At 66.9% G+C, this 21,075-nt stretch carries 18 protein-coding genes; 12 read left to right on the top strand and 6 right to left on the bottom strand.

What is annotated here, in order from left to right; all coding sequences use genetic code 11:
• The first annotated feature begins 64 nt into the window (after nt 1-64).
• A complete protein-coding gene (gene metH, locus C7402_RS02325) occupies nt 65-2,782 on the top strand; it encodes a methionine synthase (protein ID WP_116609493.1) in 2,718 nt (905 codons plus the stop codon).
• 231 nt (nt 2,783-3,013) lie between these two features.
• On the top strand, nt 3,014-3,217 hold the full coding sequence (locus tag C7402_RS02320; protein WP_112170225.1) for an acid-shock protein: 204 nt from the start codon (nt 3,014-3,016) through the stop codon (nt 3,215-3,217).
• Nucleotides 3,218-3,329: 112 nt separating this feature from the next.
• On the opposite strand, the gene C7402_RS02315 is transcribed toward C7402_RS02320, so the two are convergent.
• Nucleotides 3,330-3,656, bottom strand: a complete 327-nt coding sequence (locus tag C7402_RS02315; RefSeq protein ID WP_112170224.1) for a DUF1840 domain-containing protein — start codon at nt 3,654-3,656, stop codon at nt 3,330-3,332.
• Nucleotides 3,657-3,977: 321 nt separating this feature from the next.
• Here C7402_RS02315 and argS point away from each other — a divergent pair, with 321 nt between their 5' ends.
• The 5 genes from argS to C7402_RS02290 all read left to right on the top strand — a co-directional run bounded on the left by argS (nt 3,978) and on the right by C7402_RS02290 (nt 10,221).
• Nucleotides 3,978-5,762 (top strand): arginine--tRNA ligase, encoded by a 1,785-nt coding sequence (gene argS, locus C7402_RS02310; protein ID WP_112170223.1) that lies wholly within the window; start codon nt 3,978-3,980, stop codon nt 5,760-5,762.
• 140 nt (nt 5,763-5,902) lie between these two features.
• Nucleotides 5,903-6,766 carry an SPOR domain-containing protein gene (locus tag C7402_RS02305; protein ID WP_116609492.1) on the top strand — a complete coding sequence of 288 codons (864 nt, stop codon included), beginning with the start codon at nt 5,903-5,905 and terminating at the stop codon, nt 6,764-6,766.
• Between the two features lie 160 nt (nt 6,767-6,926).
• On the top strand, nt 6,927-7,580 hold the full coding sequence (locus tag C7402_RS02300; RefSeq protein WP_112170221.1) for a thiol:disulfide interchange protein DsbA/DsbL: 654 nt from the start codon (nt 6,927-6,929) through the stop codon (nt 7,578-7,580).
• Nucleotides 7,580-8,362 carry an SDR family oxidoreductase gene (locus C7402_RS02295; RefSeq protein WP_116609491.1) on the top strand — a complete coding sequence of 261 codons (783 nt, stop codon included), beginning with the start codon at nt 7,580-7,582 and terminating at the stop codon, nt 8,360-8,362. Before C7402_RS02300 ends, C7402_RS02295 begins: the two co-directional genes overlap by 1 nt.
• A gap of 230 nt (nt 8,363-8,592) precedes the next feature.
• Nucleotides 8,593-10,221 carry an ABC transporter substrate-binding protein gene (locus tag C7402_RS02290; RefSeq protein WP_116609490.1) on the top strand — a complete coding sequence of 543 codons (1,629 nt, stop codon included), beginning with the start codon at nt 8,593-8,595 and terminating at the stop codon, nt 10,219-10,221.
• A gap of 112 nt (nt 10,222-10,333) precedes the next feature.
• Here C7402_RS02290 and C7402_RS02285 read toward each other — a convergent pair whose 3' ends face one another.
• Entirely contained in the window at nt 10,334-11,359 is a 1,026-nt protein-coding gene (locus C7402_RS02285) for a hypothetical protein (RefSeq protein ID WP_116609489.1), read from the bottom strand.
• Nucleotides 11,360-11,747: 388 nt separating this feature from the next.
• Between C7402_RS02285 and C7402_RS02280 the strand changes: the two genes are divergently transcribed.
• Complete coding sequence (locus C7402_RS02280; protein WP_116609488.1) at nt 11,748-12,074, top strand: hypothetical protein; 327 nt, start codon at nt 11,748-11,750, stop codon at nt 12,072-12,074.
• A gap of 81 nt (nt 12,075-12,155) precedes the next feature.
• Here C7402_RS02280 and C7402_RS02275 read toward each other — a convergent pair whose 3' ends face one another.
• The 3 genes from C7402_RS02275 to C7402_RS02265 form a co-directional block, all read right to left on the bottom strand.
• The gene (locus C7402_RS02275) at nt 12,156-13,175 is read right to left on the bottom strand and encodes a sulfate ABC transporter substrate-binding protein (RefSeq protein WP_112170216.1); all 1,020 of its coding nucleotides are present in this window, start codon (nt 13,173-13,175) and stop codon (nt 12,156-12,158) included.
• Between the two features lie 162 nt (nt 13,176-13,337).
• Entirely contained in the window at nt 13,338-14,117 is a 780-nt protein-coding gene (gene fabI / locus C7402_RS02270) for an enoyl-ACP reductase FabI (RefSeq protein ID WP_112170215.1), read from the bottom strand.
• 161 nt (nt 14,118-14,278) lie between these two features.
• A complete protein-coding gene (locus tag C7402_RS02265) occupies nt 14,279-17,017 on the bottom strand; it encodes a DUF3141 domain-containing protein (RefSeq protein WP_341869216.1) in 2,739 nt (912 codons plus the stop codon).
• A gap of 468 nt (nt 17,018-17,485) precedes the next feature.
• Between C7402_RS02265 and C7402_RS02260 the strand changes: the two genes are divergently transcribed.
• The 4 genes from C7402_RS02260 to C7402_RS02245 all read left to right on the top strand — a co-directional run bounded on the left by C7402_RS02260 (nt 17,486) and on the right by C7402_RS02245 (nt 20,374).
• Complete coding sequence (locus C7402_RS02260; protein ID WP_112170214.1) at nt 17,486-18,427, top strand: bifunctional enoyl-CoA hydratase/phosphate acetyltransferase; 942 nt, start codon at nt 17,486-17,488, stop codon at nt 18,425-18,427.
• On the top strand, nt 18,424-19,680 hold the full coding sequence (locus C7402_RS02255) for an acetate/propionate family kinase (RefSeq protein WP_224045073.1): 1,257 nt from the start codon (nt 18,424-18,426) through the stop codon (nt 19,678-19,680). The genes C7402_RS02260 and C7402_RS02255 overlap by 4 nt, the downstream gene beginning before the upstream one ends.
• A 104-nt stretch (nt 19,681-19,784) precedes the next feature.
• Nucleotides 19,785-20,054 carry a CopG family ribbon-helix-helix protein gene (locus C7402_RS02250; RefSeq protein WP_112170213.1) on the top strand — a complete coding sequence of 90 codons (270 nt, stop codon included), beginning with the start codon at nt 19,785-19,787 and terminating at the stop codon, nt 20,052-20,054.
• Nucleotides 20,051-20,374, top strand: coding sequence for a type II toxin-antitoxin system RelE/ParE family toxin (locus C7402_RS02245; protein WP_116609486.1), 324 nt, complete (start codon nt 20,051-20,053; stop codon nt 20,372-20,374). Before C7402_RS02250 ends, C7402_RS02245 begins: the two co-directional genes overlap by 4 nt.
• A gap of 7 nt (nt 20,375-20,381) precedes the next feature.
• Here the strand turns inward: C7402_RS02245 and C7402_RS02240 are convergent, their stop codons facing one another.
• Nucleotides 20,382-21,017: an RBBP9/YdeN family alpha/beta hydrolase gene (locus C7402_RS02240; RefSeq protein ID WP_116609485.1), complete on the bottom strand. Its 636-nt coding sequence runs from the start codon at nt 21,015-21,017 to the stop codon at nt 20,382-20,384.
• Nucleotides 21,018-21,075: the final 58 nt, after the last annotated feature.

Here is a 21,075-nt window from a genome sequence, read left to right as displayed (position 1 = left end):
GCCGCTCCCCTCTCGCTCGAAAGCCCCCGCTCACACACGACAACCTACGATCCGGTCCCACGCCATGACTGACCATACCCTGCGCCTTTCCGGCCTCGAACCCTTCAACGTGACCGAAGGCACGCTGTTCATCAACGTGGGCGAGCGCACCAACGTGACCGGCTCGAAGGCGTTCGCACGGATGATTCTCAACGGCCAGTTCGACGAGGCGCTCGCCGTTGCGCGCCAGCAGGTCGAGAACGGCGCGCAGGTCATCGACGTCAACATGGACGAAGCCATGCTCGACTCGAAGGCGGCGATGGTGCGCTTCATGAACCTCATCGCCTCCGAGCCCGACATTGCGCGCGTGCCGATCATGATCGACTCGTCGAAGTGGGACGTGATCGAAGCGGGTCTGCAATGCGTGCAGGGCAAGGCCATCGTCAACTCGATCTCGCTCAAGGAAGGCCGCGAGCAGTTCGTGCATCACGCGAAGCTGATTCGCCGCTACGGCGCGGCGAGCGTGGTGATGGCGTTCGACGAACAGGGCCAGGCCGACACGTTCGCGCGCAAGACCGAAATCTGCAAGCGCTCCTACGACATCCTCGTGAACGAAGTGGGCTTCCCGCCCGAGGACATCATCTTCGACCCGAACATCTTCGCGGTGGCCACGGGCATCGAGGAGCACAACAACTACGCCGTGGACTTCATCAACGCCACGCGCTGGATCAAGCAGAACCTGCCCTACGCGAAGATCAGTGGCGGCGTGTCGAACGTGTCGTTCTCGTTCCGCGGCAACGACCCCGTGCGCGAGGCGATCCACACCGTGTTCCTCTATCACGCCATCCAGGCGGGCATGGACATGGGCATCGTGAACGCGGGCCAGCTCGGCGTGTATGCCGACCTCGACGCCGAGTTGCGCGAGCGCGTGGAAGACGTGGTGCTCAACCGCCGCGAGGACGCGACCGACCGCCTGCTCGAAATCGCCGACAAGTTCAAGACGGGCGCCGCGAAGAAGGAAGAGAACCTGGAGTGGCGCAACCAGGACGTGGAAAAGCGTCTTGCGCACGCACTCGTGCTCGGCATCACGAACTTCATTGTCGAGGACACCGAAGAAGCGCGCGTGAAGATCATGGGCGCGGGCGGGCGGCCGATCAACGTGATCGAAGGCCCGCTCATGGACGGCATGAACATCGTCGGCGACCTGTTCGGCCAGGGCAAGATGTTCCTGCCGCAGGTGGTGAAGTCGGCGCGCGTGATGAAGCAGGCCGTGGCGCACCTGATTCCGTTCATCGAGGAAGAAAAGCGCCTGCTCGCCGAATCGGGCGCCGACGTGCGCGCGAAGGGCAAGATCGTCATCGCGACCGTGAAGGGCGACGTGCACGACATCGGCAAGAACATCGTGTCGGTGGTGCTCCAGTGCAATAACTTCGAAGTGGTCAACATGGGCGTGATGGTCCCGTGCAACGAGATCCTCGCGAAGGCGAAGGTCGAAGGCGCGGATATCGTCGGCCTCTCGGGGCTCATTACGCCGTCGCTCGAGGAAATGGCCTACGTGGCGAGCGAAATGCAGCGCGACGACTACTTCCGCATCAAGAAGATTCCGCTGCTCATCGGCGGCGCGACCACCTCGCGCGTGCATACGGCCGTGAAGATCGCGCCGCACTACGAAGGCCCGGTCGTGTACGTGCCGGATGCGTCGCGTTCGGTTTCGGTCGCGTCGAGCCTGCTTTCGGATGAGGGCGCAACGAAGTTCATCGACGATCTCAAGACCGACTACGACCGCATTCGCGACCAGCACGCGAACAAGAAGGCCACGCCGCTCGTGACGCTCGAAGAAGCGCGCGCGAACAAGACGAAGATCGACTGGGCGAACTTCCAGCCCGTGAAGCCGAAGTTCATCGGCCGCCGCGTGTTCAAGAACTTCGACCTGAACGAGCTCGCGAATTACATCGACTGGGGTCCGTTCTTCCAGACGTGGGATCTTGCCGGTCCGTATCCGCAGATCCTCAACGACGAGATCGTGGGCGAGTCGGCGCGCCGCGTGTTCTCCGACGCGAAGTCGATGCTCTCGCGCCTCATTCAAGGCCGCTGGCTGCAAGCGAACGGCGTGATCGCCCTGCTGCCCGCCAACACGGTCAACGACGACGACATCGAGATCTACACCGACGAATCGCGCAGTGAAGTCGCGCTCACGTGGCGCAACCTGCGCCAGCAGTCGGTGCGCCCCGTGGTGGACGGCGTGATGCGCCCGAACCGCTCGCTCGCCGACTTCATCGCGCCGAAGGACTCGGGCGTGGCCGACTACATCGGCATGTTCGCGGTCACGGCGGGCATTGGCGTGGACGTGAAGGAAGCGCAGTTCGAGAAAGACCACGACGACTACAGCGCGATCATGCTCAAGGCGCTCGCGGACCGCTTCGCGGAAGCGTACGCCGAGGCGATGCACGCACGCGTGCGCCGCGACCTGTGGGGCTACGCCGCGAGCGAAACGCTCGACAACGACGCGCTGATCGCCGAGAAGTACGCGGGCATTCGCCCGGCGCCCGGCTACCCGGCCTGCCCGGACCACCTCGTGAAGCGCGACATGTTCGACGTCCTGCAAGCGGGCGAGATCGGCATGAGCGTGACCGAGTCGCTGGCCATGCTGCCGGCGGCCAGCGTCTCGGGCTTCTACCTCGCGCACCCGGACAGCACCTACTTCTCGGTGGGCAAGATCGGCCAGGACCAGCTTGCCGACTACGCCCGCCGCATGTCGCTCTCCGACGAGGACGCGCGCCGCGCGCTCGCGCCGCAACTCTAGGCACCGCCGCGCGCCGCCTCGGGCGGCGCGCTTCTCCCCGCTGCGCGCCCTCTGTTGTCACCGCCCGACATACGCCATCCGGCAAGGTGAAGATTACGCGCGCGCAATTTTTCGGCTTTGTAAGATGGCCCGGCCGGGCATGGCGCCACACCGGGTGCGCCGCCGCGCCGGCTCGATTATCAGCAAATCCTTAAAACGCAAAATCGCAGCAACCACGACGGAGAAAATCGTATGAAGAAGCTGATGTTGATGTTGACCGCCTTCGGCGTCGCGGCGCTCGCGCAGCCATCGTTCGCCCAGCCGGCCGCCCCGCAGCAGGCAAGCCCGGTGTCGTCGTACTCGGCGCCCACCGAAAAGCACGTGAAGAAGCCGAAGAAGAAAAAGGAGAAGAAGTCGGCCGCCTCCGCCGCCGAACCCGCGGCCGCCAGCGAGTGATTCGAGGCGACACGCCCCGCATAAAAGCAACGAGCCCGCACATGCGGGCTCGTTGCTTTTGGAATCGCGGAAGTCGCGCGCAGCCGCCGTGGCGCCGCGCAGTTCGGGCGCGTCAGATGCCCCAAACGATATCGTTTTCTTCCTTCTTCGCAGCGCGCAGCATGTCGAGGAACGGGAAGGCGCGTTGCGCGAGGCCGACCGGCAGTTCGTGATGCAAGTGGCCATCCTCGCCTTCGTGATAGTGGCCTTCCTGCTCGTGGCGCTCTTTCTTGTCCGTGGCGATGGCCGCTTCGAGCTTGGCGATAGCGGTGTCGAGTTCGTCATGGGTAATCACGCCGTGCGGGCCGAGCCGCTTGCCGATAATGCCGAGGAGGTATTGTGCGAGGTTCTCCAGCATCGTGACGTCGGGCGCCGCGTGACATTTAAAAGTAACCAGCATGTCTGTTCCCTTTATGATTTTTCGGATCCGCGCCTGACTTCCCGGCCTGCGAAGCCAGGCGGGCCAAGGCGGCCCGTGTCGCGCTACCTCATTTCACATATTAGCACCTGCTAAAATCCGTCAGGACGGAATTACCCGCAGGGCGCGGCGCCCGAGTGCGCCGCCACGCCGCCTGCCGCAACGAGGCCGCCAGCCAACGCGGCATCTCGCCGCAAGGCCGGCGCCCGCAGCCGTACCGGCGGCCCGCGCCGGCAAGCCGGGGCCCAGGCCCACGGTACGCCGGCCCCGCATCCCATTACCCGCACAGGACTTGCAACCAGCATGCTGCCCGCACAGAAACACACCCTGGAGACCCTGCTCGCGCAAGCTGTCGCCCAGGTGGCGAAGGCCACCGAAGGCGCGAGCGAAGCCGCATTCGTCGTGCCCGCGATCACGCTCGAGCGCCCGAAGGTCGCCGCGCACGGCGACGTCGCCTGCAACGTCGCGATGCAGCTCGCCAAGCCCATGCGCGCGAACCCGCGCCAGCTCGCCCAGCAGATCGTCGACGCCGCGCTCGCCCAGCCCGAGGCCGCCGGCCTCGTCGAGGCGGCCGAAGTGGCCGGCCCCGGCTTCATCAACCTGCGTCTGACCGCCAACGCGAAGCGCGCCGTGATCGGCGCCGTGTTCGAGCAGGGCGAGGCATTCGGCCGCTCGCAGCGCGAAGCCGGCAAGCGCGTGCTCGTCGAGTTCGTCTCGGCCAACCCCACGGGGCCGCTGCACGTGGGCCACGGCCGCCAGGCCGCGCTCGGCGACGCCATCTCGAACGTGCTCGCCTCGCAAGGCTTCGACGTGCACCGCGAGTTCTACTACAACGACGCAGGCGTGCAGATCGGCAACCTCGCCGTCTCCACCCAGGCGCGCGCACGCGGCTTCAAGCCCGGCGACGCCGAATGGCCCGAGGCCGCGTACAACGGCGAATACATCGCCGACATCGCGCGCGACTATCTCGCGGGCGAAACCGTCACGGCCAAGGACGGCGAGCCCGTCACGGGCGAGAAAGACCCCGAGAACCTCGAAGCGATCCGCCGCTTCGCCGTGGCCTATCTGCGCCACGAGCAGGATCTCGACTTGCAGGCGTTCGGCGTGAAGTTCGACCGCTACTACCTGGAGTCGTCGCTCTACACCGAAGGCCGCGTGGAAAAGACCGTCGAGGCGCTGGTCGCCTCGGGCGAGACCTACGAGCAGGACGGCGCGCTGTGGCTCAAGACCACCGACTACGGCGACGACAAGGACCGCGTGATGCGCAAGTCCGACGGCACCTACACGTACTTCCTGCCTGACGTCGCTTACCACGTCACCAAGTGGGAGCGCGGCTTCACGAAGGTCATCAACGTGCAGGGCTCCGACCACCACGGCACCATCGCGCGCGTGCGCGCGGGCCTGCAAGCGCTCGGCATCGGCATTCCGAAGGGCTATCCCGACTACGTGCTGCACAAGATGGTCACGGTGATGCGCGACGGCCAGGAGGTGAAGATCTCCAAGCGCGCGGGCAGCTACGTGACGGTGCGCGACCTGATCGAATGGTCGGGCGGCGCGAACCCCGGCAGCGAGGTCTCGCCCGATCTGCTCGACGAAGCGACCATCCGCCGCGGCCGCGACGCCGTGCGCTTTTTCCTCATCTCGCGCAAGGCCGACACCGAATTCGTGTTCGACATCGACCTCGCGCTGAAGGAAAACGACGAAAACCCGGTGTACTACGTGCAATATGCGCACGCGCGCATCTCGTCGATCCTCGGCGACTGGCAGGGCAAGTTCGGCGGCGATCTGGCCGCGCTGCCCAAGGTCGATCTCGCGCCGCTGTCGAGCGAGCGCGCGCTCGCGCTCATCGCGAAACTCGGCGAATTCACCGACATGCTCACGCACGCGGCCAGCGAACTCGCCCCGCACGCCGTGGCGTTCTACCTGCGCGAACTCGCCGCTGAGTTTCACTCGTTCTACAATGCCGAACGCGTTCTCGTCGACGACGTCGCCGAGCGCGACGCCCGCGTCGCCCTGCTCGCGGCCACGCGCCGCGTGCTCGCGAACGGTCTCGCCGTGATCGGCGTGTCCGCGCCCGAGCGCATGTAAGCGCACAGAAGCCCACGTAACCGCGTGCTGCGGCAGCACGGCGGCGGCGATGTCCTGACATCCCCCGCCGCCCGCAGCGCACGAAGCGACATGTTTGGGGCCGCCGCCTCGCGCGGACGGCCGTTCCAGGATTCTCTTGTTTGCAGGTGATTCAGACGATGGCAAAACCGCGCCGCACTACAAAACAGCAGTCGAAGCAGTCCGGGGGAACCTTTCTCGGCATCGTGCTGGGCCTGATCGTCGGCCTTGCGATCGCGGTGGTGGTGGCGCTCTACATCACGCGCGCACCCACGCCGTTCGTCTCCAAGGTCGCGCCGCCGGCCGCTTCCGACGCAAGCCAGAACAACGAGCAGGTCGACCCGAACCGCGTGCTCCAGGGCAAGTCGCCTGGCCAGCCGGTGCCGCAGGCCGCGCAAAGCACGCCGCCCAACACGGCGCCGGGCCAGACCACGAACCAGTCGCAGTCCTCGGGCATGCTCGAAGAACCGCAGATCGTGGAAGTGCCGCCCTCGGGTTCGAACAACAACGCCGCCAACAACAACGGCGTGGCCGTCGCGCCGCAACCGTCCACGGGTGAAACCGTCACGGGCGGCACGTCCATCGCGAAAAAGCCGCAGACGGCCAGCAACTCGGGCAACAACTCGAGCAGCAACCCCGCGCAGATCCTCGCCAACAACGCACCGCAGAAGCCGGCCAACGCCGTGCCCACGCCGCCGGCCGCGAAGCCCGCGCAGGGCAACGCCGCGCCCGCGCCGGGCGACGCCAACACCGGCTACTTCCTGCAAGTGGGCGCGTACAAGACCTCGGGCGACGCCGAACAGCAGCGCGCGCGCCTCGCGTTCCAGGGGTTCGAGTCGAAGGTGACGCAGCGCGACGCCGGCGGCGTCACGTACTATCGGGTTCGCATCGGGCCGTTCACGAAGTTCGATGACATGAACTCGACGCGTCAGCGCCTGTCCGACGCCGGTATCGACACCGCCGTCATCCGTTTCACGAAGCAGTAATCGCCGTCCGCGCCGTACACGGCGCGGACCCATCCATCAATAAGAAGCCCCCGCACACGCGAGGCGACGCGCCCGCGCAGGACACTGCGCAGCGCGGGCGCCTCGCCGGTGCGGCAAACAGCCGGCCGCCGCCGGTCCAAGCCCAACGGATTTGAACGCCATGAAACGAATTCTCGGTACGCTTTTGCTCTCGCTCTCGCTGATCGGCTCGGTGGCTCACGCCTCGCCCGCCGCGCCCGTGGCCGGCAAGGACTACACGATCCTGAAGACGCCGCAGTCGGTCGACGCGCCCGCGGGCAAGATCGAAGTGACCGAGTTCTTCTGGTACGGCTGCCCGCACTGCAACAAGTTCGACCCGTTCCTCGAAAGCTGGATCAAGAAGCAGGGCCCCGATGTCGTGTTCAAGCGCGTGCCGGTGGCATTCCGTGACGATTTCATCCCGCACTCGAAGATGTACTACGCGCTCGACGCGCTCGGCCTCGCGCAAAAGCTCACGCCGGCCGTGTTCCACGAAATCCACGAGAACAAGAACTACCTGCTCACGCCGGAAGACCAGGCCAAGTTCCTGCAAACCCAGGGCGTCGATCCGAAGAAGTACCTGGAAGCGTACAACTCGTTCTCGACCCAGAGCGCGCTCCAGCGCGACAAGGGGCTGCTCGACGCCTACAAGATCGACGGCGTGCCGACCATCGCCATCCAGGGCAAGTACGAGACCGGCCCGGCCATGATCCAGGCACCGGAAGACAAGGCGCTGCCGGGCACGCTCCAGGTGATGGACTTCATCATTTCGCAGATCCGCGCGAAGAAAATGTGATGCAGGCTGCGCCGCTGAAGGTCTTCATCACCGGCGCGTCCAGCGGCATAGGCGCCGCCCTCGCCGCCGAATACGCGCGGCGCGGCGCCGTCCTCGGGCTCGTCGCGCGTCGCGGCGAGGCCCTTGCCGGCTTCCGGCAGGCCCACCCCGCTCACGCCGTCTCCATCTATCCCGCCGACGTGCGCGACGCCGATGCGCTCGCCGCCGCCGCGCGCGACTTCATCGCCCAGCACGGCCTGCCCGACATCGTGATCGCCAACGCGGGCGTGAGCCGCGGCGTGCTCACGGGCGAAGGCGACCTCGCCACGTTCCGCGACGTGATGGACACCAACTACTTCGGCATGGTCGCCACCTTCGAGCCGTTCGCCTCGGCGATGGCGCAGGGCAAGCGCGGCACGCTCGTGGGCATTGCGAGCGTGGCCGGCGTGCGCGGGCTGCCGGGTTCGGGCGCGTACAGTGCCTCGAAGGCCGCCGCGCTCGCCTATCTCGAAGCGCTGCGCGTGGAGATGCGCCCGTTCGGCGTGCCCGTGGTCACCATCGCGCCGGGTTATATCCGCACGCCGATGACGGCGAAGAACCCCTACCGCATGCCGTTCCTGATGGACGCGGACCGCTTCGCCGCGAAAACGGCCGACGCCATTGCGCGCGGCACGTCGTTCGCCGTGTTCCCCTGGCCCATGCGCGTGGCCGCCATGCTGCTGCGCGCGCTGCCGCGCTGGCTCTACGACCGCGTGTTCGAAAAGGCGCCGCGCAAGCCGCGCGCTGAAACGGCGGGCCACTGAGTCTCTGCCCACAGGGCGTCTGCCCGCTGAGCCGCTGAATCGCCGGGGCCCGCTCGCGAAGCGAGCGCGTGCCCGCCCCCCATTCCATATGGGTATGTGGATTAAATTGTTGTCTCGGCAATTTCCCTTCGATAAGCTTGCCACGTCCGGGCGCCCTTACCAGCCTTCCCGCCTCTCCTGACTCAAACAAAACGGGGCGCCGCCCGCCACCGAAGAACCACGGAGATCCCATGCGTTTCACCTCGCCCACCGCGCCCAGGCTCGTGCCTCGACTCGTGCTCGCGACCGCGCTCGGCGCCGCTTGCGCGCTCGCGGCCACGTCCGCGTTCGCGAAACCGCTCACGGTCTGCACTGAGTCGAGCCCCGACGGTTTCGACGTCGTGCAGTTCAACTCGCTCGTCACGACCAACGCGTCCGCCGACGTCATCTTCAATTCGCTCGTGACGTATGACGAAGCGCAGAAGAAGGTCGTGCCCGCGCTCGCGGACAAGTGGGACGTGAGCGCCGACGGCCTCACCTACACGTTCCATCTGCGGCCCAACGTGGCGTTCCAGACGACCGAATGGTTCAAGCCCACGCGCACGCTCGACGCCGACGACGTGGTGTTCACCTTCGATCGCATGCTCGACGCGAACAATCCGTGGCACAAGGTGGCGGGCGCGAGCGGCTTCCCGCACGCGCAGTCCATGGGACTCGTCAAGCTCGTGAAGTCGGTTACGAAGGTCGATGCGAACACGGTGAAGTTCGAGCTCAACGAGCCGAACGCCACCTTCCTCTCGATCCTCACCATGGGCTTCGCGTCGATCTACTCGTCCGAGTACGCCGACCAGTTGCTCAAGGCCGGCAAGCAGATCGACCTCAACGCGAAGCCGGTGGGCACGGGCCCGTTCGTGCTCAAGAGCTACACGAAGGACGCGCTGATCCGCTACGACGTGAACCCGACCTACTGGGGGCCGAAGCCGAAGGTAGACCGCCTGATCTACGCGATCACGCCCGACGCCGCCGTGCGCGCGCAAAAGGTGAAGGCCGGCGAATGCCAGATCGCGCTCTCGCCCAAGCCCCAGGACGTGTCCGCGGCGAAGACGGACAAGTCGCTCAAGGTGGTCGAAACGCCCGCGTTCATGACGGCCTTCGTCGCGCTCAACACGCAGAAGAAGCCGCTCGACAACCAGAAGGTGCGCCAGGCGCTGAACATGGCGTTCGACCGCACGACCTATCTCAAGGCGATCTTCGACAATACGGCCACGCCCGCGACGAACCCCTGGCCGCCCATCACCTGGGGCTACGACAAGTCGATCCAGCCCTATCCGTACGACCCGGCGAAGGCAAAGCAACTGCTCGCCGACGCGGGCTACGCCAACGGCTTCTCGACCACGATCTGGGTGCGCCCGAACGGCAGCGTGCTGAACCCGAACCCGCGCGCGGGCGCGGAGTTGCTTCAGGCCGACTTCGCGAAGATCGGCGTGAAGGCCGAGATCAAGGTGATCGAGTGGGGCGAGCTCATCAAGCAGGCCAAGCAAGGCCAGCACGACACGCTCTTCATGGGCTGGGCAGGCGACAACGGCGACCCGGACAACTATCTCTCGCCGCTCTTTAGCTGCAATGCGGTGCAGTCGGGCATCAACTTCGCGCGTTTCTGCGACCCGCAGCTCGACAAGCTGATCGCCGAGGGCAAGACCACGTCCGACCAGGCCAAACGAACCAAACTCTATGAAACCGCGCAGCAGATCATCCACGATCAGGCGCTGTGGATTCCGCTCGGCTACCCGACCGCCGCCGCCATCACGCGCACGGCCGTGAGCGGCTATCAGGTGAGCCCGTTCGGACGCCAGAACTTCGCGAGCGTCGCGGTGCAGTAAAGGCACGCCGGGCGTTCGCGTCCGGCATGTGTTGCAGCTTCATGCCGCCCGGCCGCCGTGCCGGGCGCGCTTCACCTTCCCGCACCTCACCCTTGCGCGCTTCACTCGCGCCTCACGCGCAAAGACTTTCGCGCTCCTCCACGTTGACGAGCGCCTGCCAGCGCATTTTCGGCAACACGTCCTCGCCCAGCGCGCTGCGCATCGACAGATTCGTCACCTGCACGCCACGGCGGCGCAGGAGCGCCCCCGCATGCCGGAACGACGGCGCGATCACGTCGCGCAGATGCTTGTCGAGCTGGCTCGGCTGCACGGCGCCCTGGCGCTCGTAGAAGCGCGGCGTGCGCGCGGCGTCGACGAGGTCGAGCCCGTGCAGGTAGATGCGGCGAAAGCCGAGCGAGGCGAGCACCTGGAGGCCCGTATAGGCGACCGTGCGGCCTTCGAACACGCCGCGCCGGATGTCGAGGCTAAAGCCCAGCGGGCGCGCCGCGTCGAACCACGCAAGCGACGCCGCACCGTGCGCCGCGCGCAGTTGCGCCACGTCGAGCGCGCCGCTCCCGGCGGGAAACAGCATCTCGTCGAGCAGAAACACGCGGCAGCGCATGCGCGAAGGCGCGCAGCGCTGCGCGATGTGCCAGAGCACCGTGGGCGTCGCGAACAGCGTGAGCGGCTCGGCCACGATGAGATCGACGAGCTCGCCATGATTGCGCACGAACCCGGCGTCGACGATGCAGTAGTAGTCGAAGCGCACGTCGTATTTGCGGCGCAGGGCGATGGCGCCGTTCACGCCCATCGCGCGCGGCATGGGCAGCACGTCGTAGTCGATGGCGTTGATCGAAGGCCCCGTCGCGATGAGATGGCACTCCGCCGCGTCGCGCACGGGCAGCGGCATGCCGTTCACGCACGGCAGGTGCTGGCCGTCGATGCTCATGCCCGTCAGCCGCCCCGCCGCGTCGCGCTCGATGCTCACGCCGCGGCCGAGCCGTTCGTTGTGATGGAACGCGCGCGGGTGCGTGTAGCGATAGAGCAGCTTGAAGAACGTATTGCGGATGCGGCGCAGCGGTATGGGCGCGCTGCGACCTTGCGCATCCGGCTCGCTGCGCTCACGTGCCGGGCGCATCGCATTGACTTCGGAAACCATCGATTAACCCCGTAGCGAGTCGAAGCCGCTCGCCTCGCGCCTTCGTGATGAAGGGCGAGTTTAATTTTCAGGATCGTTACAAGGGTTACAGAACAGGGCCCGAAGATTACGCCTGTTTACAGGATACGCTTAATAAAGGGATAACACGGTGCGCGTTCGCGCCGGCCGCGCCCGGCGCGTCGATTACAGACACCCGGGTGACGATGACGATTTGCAACGCGCCGACATGGGCCAAACCCTCGCAAAGCCCGCGGCACAAGGCTTTGCGGCAACCGATGCGAGCGCGGCGCGTAAAATTCGCGCGCAGATTGTTGCAATCCGGTAACTCAAGCGGGCGGGCGCTTCGCTACATTGAAGCCATCCAATCTTCAACCGAAGGGGGCTCAAAATGAAAACCAGACTCTTTGCCGCGCTGGGTGCCGGTGCGCTCGTCCTCGCCGCCTCGCAATCCGCCATGGCTGGCGTGGTCGTGGGCCTGAATGTCGGCGTGCCCGCTCCGGTTTATGTTGCGCCCGCACCGGTGTACGTTGCGCCCGCACCGGCTTATGTCGCGCCGCGCCCGGTGTACGTCGCGCCTCGCCCGGTGTACGTTGCACCGCCCATGCGCGTGGCCTACGCGCCCGCCGTGGTGATCGGCTGGCACGGCGACCGCTACTGGGACGGCCACCGCTGGTATGGCCGCGGCGAGTGGCACGGCCGCCGCGGCTGGTACTAAGACTGCGGCCTGTAAAAGAAAAGCGCCTCGCGCAAAACGCGAGGCGCTTTTTTCATGCCCTGGCGCATTCGAGCGCCTGCGTCACTTCCGGTCGGAGACGATCTGATCGAACGTGCCGCCATCGGCGAAATGCGCGGCCTGCGCGTTCTGCCAGCTGCCGAACACTTGCTCGACCGTGAAGGTCTTGATCGGCTTGAACTCGCTCGCGTGCTTCGCGAGGACGCCCGCGTCGCGCGGACGCAGATGGTGCGCGGCAATGATCTCCTGCGCGGCGGGCGTGTACAGATACTCGAGATACGCCTGCGCCACCTTGCGCGTGCCGCGCTTGTCCACGACCTTGTCGACGATCGTGACCGGCGGCTCGGCCAGCAGGCTCACCGAAGGATAGACGGCCTCGAAGTCCTTCGCGCCCACGCCCGTATCGATGAGCGCCACTTCGTTCTCGAAGGTCACGAGCACGTCGCCGATGTCGCGCTGCGTGAAGGTCGTCGTGGCGCCGCGGCCGCCCGCGTCGAGCACCGGCACGTTCTTCAGCAGCGCGCGCTCGAAGTCGAGCGCCTGCGCGTCGCTTGCGCCCTGCTGCTTGCGGTAGCCCCATGCGGCGAGATACGCGTAGCGGCCGTTGCCCGAGGTCTTCGGATTGGCGATCACCACCTGCACACCGGGCTTCGCGAGATCGTCCCAGTCCTTGATGTGCTTGGGGTTGCCCTTGCGCACGAGGAACACCATCGTCGTCGTGTAGGGTGCGCTCGCATCGGGCAGACGCGTGCGCCAGTTCGCGGGCACGAGATGGCCCTGCTGCGCGAGCAGGTCGATGTCGTTGGGCTGGTTCATCGTCACGACGTCGGCCTGAAGGCCTTGCAGCACCGAAAGCGCCTGCGCGCTCGAAGCGCCGTGCGACTGCTTGATCGACACGGCCTCGCCGTTCTTCTTCTGATAGTCGGCGATGAAGCTCGCGTTGATGTCCTTGTACAGCTCGCGCGTCACGTCGTACGAGACGTTGAGCAGCGATGTGTCGGCGTGCGCCGCCGCCGCACCCAATGTGTTGATGGCGATGATGCCCGCGCCGAGCCAGCGCGCCGTGCGTCCCAAGCCTGCCATGGTGATCCCCGTCTGTCGTTGAAAGGCATCGGCCTGCGTTTCAGGAATTTGTAAGCAGGCCGAACGCTCGATTCTAGCGAGCCGGGGCGTACGGCTTATACCGATGCGAGCTTTGCTTTTCGGCTTTCGTGCTAAGTGCCGCCTCGATGCCGTTCACGTCGTTCACGCCATGATGTGCGCGCCGCCGTCGATATACACGGTGTTGCCGCTCATGCGGCGCGCGTAGCGTGTGGCGAGAAAGGCGGTCGCATAGCCCACGTCCATGATGTCGACGAGTTCGCCGAGCGGCGCGCGGTCCACGGCGTCGGCCAGCATGCGGTCAAAGTCGGGCAGGCCCGAGGCGGCGCGCGTCTTGAGCGGCCCCGGCGAGATGGCATGCACGCGAATGCCGAGCGGCCCGAGCTCATAGGCGAGATAGCGGCACGACGCCTCCAGCGCCGCCTTCACGGGGCCCATCAGGTTGTAGTTGGGCACGACGCGATTCGCGCCGTCGTAGCTCATGGCGAAGAGCGTGCCGCCATGCGTCATGAGCGGCGCGGCGCGCTTCGCCATGCGGATGAACGAATGGCACGACACGTCCATCGCATACGCGAAGCCTTGCGCCGACGACTCGAGCAGCCCGCCTTGCAAATCGGCTTTCGGCGCATAGGCGATGGAGTGCAACGCGATGTCGAGCGCGCCCCACTCTTTGCGGATCGCCTCGAAAACGGCGTCGAGTTGCGCGTCTTCCTCGACGTTCAGCGGCAGCAGCAATTGCGCGCCGAGCTCATTGGCGAGCGGCTCGACGTAGGGCCTGGCCTTGTCGTTCAGATAGGTGAGTGCGAGCTGTGCGCCGAGGTCGGCGAACGCGCGGGCGCAGCCGTAGGCAATCGATTCGGCGTTCGCCACGCCCGTGACGAGCGCGCGCATGCCGGCCAGCGGCCGGTCGGGAGGGGTATGCATGGCTGACCTCGTGGTTGAAGACGCGGTTCAAGAACAGGACGCGGGCGGCCGTTCACGGCCCCGGATGCGTTTGCGGATCGTGCTGCGGTCGGGCAAGGCGCGATGCAAAAAAAGCGCGGAGGGCGACCTCCGCGCTTTCCTGGCGCGCGTGCGGCTTCGGCTTACTCGCCCGCGCCGCGCGTGGCGCGCCGGCGCGTGGCCGTCGTGCCCGCCGCCCGCGTGGGCGTCGGCGCGGCCGCCGCGCGCGGGCGACGCGCCGTTTTCGCGGCAACCGGCGCTTTCTTGACCTCGGGCGCTTCCGCGGCCTTCGTCTTCACGCCCGCGCGCGCGGCGCGCATGGGCTTCGCGCTCGCCGTGGTTTCGCTCGCCACTGCGGCAGTCTTCGCGCTGCGCGCTTTGGCCGGAACCGCAACGGGCTTGGGCGCGGCAGCCGATGCGCCGGCCGGCGTGGCGGAACCGCTGCCGCCAGCACCGGCGGCCGCACCACCGGACACCGCGCCACCCGAAGGCGTGCCTTCATCCGGCGACCCACCGCCATCGAGCGGCGGCAGCCCCGACTTCTCGCTGCCCGGCTCGACGCCCAGCGCGCGCTGCACGTCGCGATAGCGCTCGCGGCGCTCGCCTTCGAGCGGCCCCGACACCGTCGCGATGCGATACACGGCCGCGAGCAGCGCGCGGCGCGTCTTCATGTCGGGCACGATCGCGGGCAGGGCCTCGATCGCGGCCTTGGGATCGAGTTGCACGATCGCGCCCTGGCGGCGCGCCGCTTCCTTCAGTTCGGCGATGCTCGGCTGGCGATCGCCGAGATACTCGCGCGCAAGCTCGCGCATGCGCTGGAACGGCCGGTACTGCACCGTGTGCATTTCATCGACGATATACGCGGCAATGCGCATGAACGCGTCGACGAGCGTGCCCTTGTCGAGGTGCGCGCGCGCCGCGCGCAGCCGGTACTGCGCAAGCTCCTTGCGCAGCGCCATGAGCGGCGGCGCGATGGGCTCCAGCGGCCGGTTCGGCGCCACCCCCACCCAGGCCTGCACCCACGGCGCGGTGTAGACGTTGTAGAAGGCGGCTTCGACCCACGCGTCGCGCGCGTCGCGGTACGCATCCCACGAGGCTTCGATGGTCGCCGAGGTCTGTTTTTCGATTTGCGTGAACGGATTGTCGGGCGCAACCGGCTTGCGGTGCCCGCGCACCGCTTCGGCCATGGCGGGCAGCACGCCCAGCGCCGGGTTCGCGTCGCTCATCACGCTGCGCTCCACGCGCGCCGGATGCGACTCGCGCAGCACGTGCGCGCTCAGCGCATTGCTCGACGCACGCACGAACGGCGAGACCAGGAGGTCATAGAGACGCTGATTGTTCTCGGCGAAGCGGCGCACCACTTCGAACGGCTGCTCGTCGTCGCGGCCGTCGTCGAGCGCGAGGATGTCTTCGATCGTGCGCAGTTCGAAGCGGATCTCATAGCGCCCTTCGAGCGCCTCGAGACGTCCCGCCTCCGGCGTCGAGTCGGTGATCTTCGCCTCGTAGAGTCCCGGCGGCAGCACGTCGATCAGGTCCAGCGCGGAAAACAGTTCGGTGTGCTCCTTATTGGCCACACTCGCCGAAACGAAGATGCCCAGGTGCCCCACCTTGTCGTGCAGGCAATACACGATCACCTGCTCGTTGGCGACGATCTCGTCCACGCTCGCGTAGAGATCGGGAATCCAGTTGAGCGCCTGCTGCGGCGGCGTGATGTTGTCGCCCCACGAGGCGAGCACGATGATCGGCGTACGGATGTTGCGCAGGTCCACGGGCGCGCGCGCGTTCTTCGCGTACACCTCGTTGCGCGTGAGGTGATTGCCGACGAAGAGGTTCTGCACGATCCAGTCGATCTCGGCGCGATTCAACTGGAAATGGCCGCCCCACCAGCGCTCGAATTCGAGGAAGCGCTCGCGCTCGGTATCGACCCGCGAATAGAGGTTGTAGAGCTTGCCCCAGTACGTGTTGGCGGGATTGAGGTTCTCGAAATTCTGCACGAGATGCGCGCCGTCGAAGCGGCCGTCGCCAAGGTCGGCGGCGAGCGACGACATCCACGAGCCGCCCAGCATGCCGCCCGAATAGCGCATGGGGTTCTTGCCGCGCACGCCGGCCCAGTACGAAAGCGGCGAGCCCGCGAGCATGAGCGGGCCGACCAGCGCCGGCGCGGAGGCCGCGAGCAGCGCCGCAGCCCAGCCGCCCTGGCAGTTGCCGATGATGAACGGCAGGCCGTCCGCATCGGGATGCAGCTCGCGCACGCGTTGCACGAACACGCCCTCGGCCTGCGCCACCGACTGGATGGTCTGCGTTTCGCAGGGCACCGGGAAGAACGTCACGAAGTAGCACGGATGGCCCTTGCGCAGCGCGATGCCCACTTCGCTGTCCATCTTGAAGCCGGCGATGCCGGGGCCGTGGCCCGCGCGCGGGTCGATCACGACGAACGGGCGCATGCGCGGGTCGGTGGGCACGTCCGTTTCGGGCTTGATGCGCAGAAGTGCGTAATTGCAGGGATCGTCGAGCTCACGGCCATCGACGACGACTTCATAGTCGAAAGCCAGCACGGGCGGCATGCCGGCCTGCTCGTGCACATACGTCTGATTGCCGCGCTCGCGCAGCACATCGAGGAAGAGCACGCTGCGTTGCCACGCGTCGTACAGGTAATCGTAAAACGGTTGCGCGGCCGTGGGCGGCGCCGATTCGATGGCCTGGTTCACCGCCGAGGTCACGGCGGACGACAGTGCCGAAGTCGCTTCGGCAAGCGGCGCGGGGGGCGATGACGTCTCGTCGGAAGCGGCCGCGAGGGGCCAGAAAGAAGCAAAGGGCCAGAAAGGCGTGCCCGATGCGAGCGTCGGCAGGAACGAAAAAGGCGACGAGGTGGAAACTGCCACGAGACGAATCTCCTTTAAGGGAGCGCACACCGGCCTGGCGGCAAGCATGCGCCAGGCCGGCAAAAGGGGGTCGCGACGCTCGCGTGCGCACGTCACACGCTTGCTACATGCTTGTCAGGCGCTGGTTACGCCTCGTGCGCTGCGCGGCCGCGAGATGAAAAGAGCCAGATCATGTTGCACTGCGGCAACTAAAAACTTAGGCCGCAGCCTCCCGAAAGTCAAGGCGCGGCACGGCCCCCGGTGGTTCCCGGACGACCCCGCAAGTTCGCCCCATGATCGCGCCGCCCTGTGAACGAAGCGTGACAGGCGAGGCGGCCGGGCATTGCCGGCCGGCGCCGCCGCTGTGTCACGATGCCGCGCCATACTGGCGCACATCTTTCCGACCGGCTCGTTCGCGCTGGTCTACACTGTTACGGTTTTGCGCGCCGCAGCATGGCCTTTATGCACGACCAGCATGGAGACTCCGTCATGACGTCATCGCCCGACAAGTATTCGGTTCTGCTCGCCCGTTGCGGCGGCCTCGCGCCCGTGCCCACGGCCGTGGCGCACCCCTGTGACGTCTCCTCGCTCACCGGCGCGCTCGACGCCGCGAACCTCGGCCTCATCGTGCCGATCCTCGTCGGCCCCGAAGCGAAGATCCGCGCCGTGGCCGAGGAAGCCGACCTGCCCCTCACCGGCATCACCATCGTCGACGCGCCGCACAGCCACGCCGCCGCCGAACTCGCGGTGCGCGCCGTGCGCGAGGGCGAAGCCGAGCTGCTCATGAAGGGCAGCCTGCACAGCGACGAGCTGCTCCACGAAGTCGCGCTCGGCGCCAACGGCCTGCGCACCGAGCGCCGCCTCTCGCACGTGTTCGCGATGGACGTGCCTTCGTACCACAAGCCGCTATTCATCACCGACGCGGCCGTCAACATCTTCCCCAAGCTCGCCGACAAGGCCGATATCGTGCGCAACGCGATCGATCTCGTGCAGGCGCTTGGCGTCGGCACGCCCAAGGTCGCGATTCTCGGCGCGGTGGAAACCGTCTCCGAGAAGATGCCCTCCACCATCGACGCCGCCGCGCTCTGCAAGATGGCCGATCGCGGCCAGATCACGGGCGGCCTGCTCGACGGACCGCTCGCCTTCGACAACGCGATCAGCGCCGAGGCCGCGCGCATCAAGGGCATCACCTCGCCCGTGGCCGGCGACCCCGACATCCTGCTCGTGCCCGACCTCGAAGCGGGCAACATGCTCGCCAAGCAACTCACCTTCCTCGCCGGCGCGGAAGCGGCCGGTATCGTCCTCGGCGCGCGCGTGCCGATCATCCTCACGAGCCGCGCCGACAGCGTGCGCTCGCGCATCGGCAGTTGCGCGATCGCCGTGCTGCTCGCCCATGCGCGGCGCGCGCGCAAAGCCACGGAGATCCTGTGAGCAGCATCCAAGCCCAGCCGGCCGCGGAAGGCCATGTCGTGCTCGTCGTGAACGCGGGTTCGTCCAGCATCAAGTGTTCGGTGTATCGCGTGATCGAGGACGACCACGTGGAAGGCGGCGCCCGCGCGCTGCACGGCGCGGGCGGGCAGATCGAAGGCATCGGCGTCGCGCCGCGCGTGGTCGCGCATATGGCCGACGGACGCCTGATCGTCGACGAGAAGTTTCCCGTGGCCCAGGTCGCCGATCACGACGCCGCCTTCCGCCTCCTGCGCCTCGTGCTCGCCGTGGGCCTGCGCGACACGCCGCCCGCCGCGATCGGCCACCGCGTGGTGCACGGCGGCGCGCGCTACTCGGACGCCGTGCTCATCAACGACGAAGTGATCGAGGAACTCGACTCGCTCACGCCGCTCGCGCCCCTGCATCAGCCGCACAATCTCGCGGCCATCCGCGCGGTGCGCCAGGCCGCGCCCGAGCTGCCGCAGGTGGCCTGCTTCGACACCGCGTTCCACGCCACCACGGGCCCGATGGCGCAGCTTTTCGCACTGCCGTACAGCTATTACACCGAGGGGATCCGCCGCTACGGCTTTCATGGCCTCTCGTACGAGTACATCGCGAAGCACATGCATCTCGTCGCGCCCGACATCGCGCGCGGGCGGGTCATCGTCGCGCATCTGGGCAACGGCGCGAGCCTGTGCGCAATGAAGGACGGCAAGAGCGTCGAGACGACCATGGGGCTCACCGCGCTCGACGGCCTGCCCATGGGCACGCGCTGCGGCGCGCTCGACGCGGGCGCGGTGCTCTGGATGATGGCGCGCGGCATGGACTACCACGCGATCGAAAAGCTGCTCTACCAGGAGTCGGGCCTCAAGGGCCTCTCCGGCGTGAGCAGCGACATGCGCGAGTTGCTGTCGAACGGCAGCGAACAGGCGAAGCTCGCGATCGACTTCTATACGTACCGCATCGCGCAGGAAGTGGGCAAGCTCGCGGTGGGGCTCGGCGGGCTCGACGGGCTCGTGTTCACGGCCGGCATCGGCGAGCATGCCGCGCCGATCCGCGCGCAGGTGTGCGAACGGCTCGCGCCGCTCTTTGGCATCGTGCTCGACGCGCAGGCCAACGAAGCCGGCAGGGAGGCGCGCAAGGAACGCGTGAGCGCGCGGGAGAGCCGCGTGCCGGTGTTCGCCATTCCCACCGACGAGGAAGGGATGATCGCGCTGCATACGGCGCGGTTGTTGCGCGAGGCGTTGAAACGCTAGTGATCCGCACGTTTGCGGCCCTGTCCTGCGTCAATGAATATTGGCGCGGGCGCGTTTACCATTCCATAATAGAGTCTATTGAAATCCAATAGACGAGATTCGATATGGCTGCGGAAATGCGTACGCTGACGGCACAAGTGCCCGTCGAACTGGCGCAGGAGGTAGACGCCTTGGCAGAACTGATTGAACGTCCCAAGCAGTGGATCATCAAGAAGGCGCTGGTCCAGTATCTCGCGCGCGAGGCCGAGAAGCGCCGTCTGATTCAGGAAGGGCTGGACGATGTGACGGCGGGACGGGTTGTCACTATCGAGCAAGTCGAGGCGTGGGCAAACAGCATCGGGACCGACAACGAGCTACCCGCGCCGAAACCGTGAGCATCCAAGTCGTCTTCACGGGCAAGGCGACCGCCGATCTCGACGGGATTGCAAGGCACATCGCGAAATACAACGACACTGTTGTCGCGCGCCGCCTGGTCAGCGCACTCGTCGCGCAGGCGCGGCGACTCGGGCAAGACCACTTTCACCGCCTGGGCGAAGAACTGGACGGTTACGACGGGCCGCCTGCTCGCGAAGTGCATCGTTGGGTTTGTCTCGCCGGGCGCTATGAATTGCACTACGAAGTTTTGCCGCCTTACTCCGAAGACCCCACCGTCATTGCCATCCTGAGAGCGTGGGACACGCGGCAAGACCGCTGATCCGATCTCACGCCAACGCCCGCCCCCCATCAACCGCCTCGTCGCGCAGCCGCCCGTGCGCTGCGCCATGCACGAGCGTATCGACGAAATACTTCGCGCGCGGCCACGGGCCGAAGCCTGCCGCCGTGTTGATGTGACCCGCGTCGCCGAGATTCACGAACGTGCTGCCCAGTCGATGCGCGAGCGCATGAGCGCCTTCGAGCGGCATCCAGGGGTCGGTTTCGCTGCCGATCAGGATGGACGGCACGCCAAGGCTGCTCGCTTCGAACGCGCCCGCGAAGCGGAACTTCTCCGGGCTCGCGGGCGCGACGAACAGCACGCCCGCAATATCGGCGCCGCCTGCGTCGCCGCCTTCGCTCCCCGCGCCCCCGCCGATCAGGCCCGTTTGCAACGCATGCGCCGTGACGAGGCAGCCGAAGCTGTGCGCGGCCAGCAGGAACGGCCCGCGCTCGCCGGCCAGCCGCCGGGCGAGCGCCGCGCCCCACACCGCGAGGTCGGGGGCATCCCAGTCGTCCTGCTCGGCGCGCAGCGAGTGCGCGAACTGGCGTTCTAGCCAGCTTTGCCAGTGGGCACCGTCGCTGCCGTGCAGGCCGGGCACGGTGACGAGGCGGGGCGGCCAACGCGATTGCGCGCACGAAAGCATGATTTTTTCCTCGCTGGAACACGGCGTGAACCGATTGTGGCCTGCGAGCCGCTCCCGC

The sequence above is a fragment of the Paraburkholderia unamae genome, from assembly GCF_003096875.1.
In the GTDB taxonomy this organism is placed as follows: domain Bacteria; phylum Pseudomonadota; class Gammaproteobacteria; order Burkholderiales; family Burkholderiaceae; genus Paraburkholderia; species Paraburkholderia unamae.
Note: the sequence above shows the minus strand (reverse complement) of the source record. Positions and strands in the feature narration are given on the sequence as shown.

Bases quoted from the DNA above. Each gene is read 5' to 3' on its own strand.
- C7402_RS02290 (WP_116609490.1), top strand. From the start codon at position 8,593: ATGCGTTTCACCTCGCCCACCGCGCCCAGGCTCGTGCCTCGACTCGTG.
- argS (WP_112170223.1), top strand. From the start codon at position 3,978: ATGCTGCCCGCACAGAAACACACCCTGGAGACCCTGCTCGCGCAAGCT.
- C7402_RS02260 (WP_112170214.1), top strand. From the start codon at position 17,486: ATGACGTCATCGCCCGACAAGTATTCGGTTCTGCTCGCCCGTTGCGGC.
- metH (WP_116609493.1), top strand. From the start codon at position 65: ATGACTGACCATACCCTGCGCCTTTCCGGCCTCGAACCCTTCAACGTG.
- C7402_RS02315 (WP_112170224.1), bottom strand. From the start codon at position 3,656: ATGCTGGTTACTTTTAAATGTCACGCGGCGCCCGACGTCACGATGCTG.
- C7402_RS02285 (WP_116609489.1), bottom strand. From the start codon at position 11,359: ATGGTTTCCGAAGTCAATGCGATGCGCCCGGCACGTGAGCGCAGCGAG.
- C7402_RS02240 (WP_116609485.1), bottom strand. From the start codon at position 21,017: ATGCTTTCGTGCGCGCAATCGCGTTGGCCGCCCCGCCTCGTCACCGTG.
- C7402_RS02320 (WP_112170225.1), top strand. From the start codon at position 3,014: ATGAAGAAGCTGATGTTGATGTTGACCGCCTTCGGCGTCGCGGCGCTC.
- C7402_RS02300 (WP_112170221.1), top strand. From the start codon at position 6,927: ATGAAACGAATTCTCGGTACGCTTTTGCTCTCGCTCTCGCTGATCGGC.
- C7402_RS02295 (WP_116609491.1), top strand. From the start codon at position 7,580: ATGCAGGCTGCGCCGCTGAAGGTCTTCATCACCGGCGCGTCCAGCGGC.
- fabI (WP_112170215.1), bottom strand. From the start codon at position 14,117: ATGCATACCCCTCCCGACCGGCCGCTGGCCGGCATGCGCGCGCTCGTC.
- C7402_RS02280 (WP_116609488.1), top strand. From the start codon at position 11,748: ATGAAAACCAGACTCTTTGCCGCGCTGGGTGCCGGTGCGCTCGTCCTC.
- C7402_RS02250 (WP_112170213.1), top strand. From the start codon at position 19,785: ATGGCTGCGGAAATGCGTACGCTGACGGCACAAGTGCCCGTCGAACTG.
- C7402_RS02275 (WP_112170216.1), bottom strand. From the start codon at position 13,175: ATGGCAGGCTTGGGACGCACGGCGCGCTGGCTCGGCGCGGGCATCATC.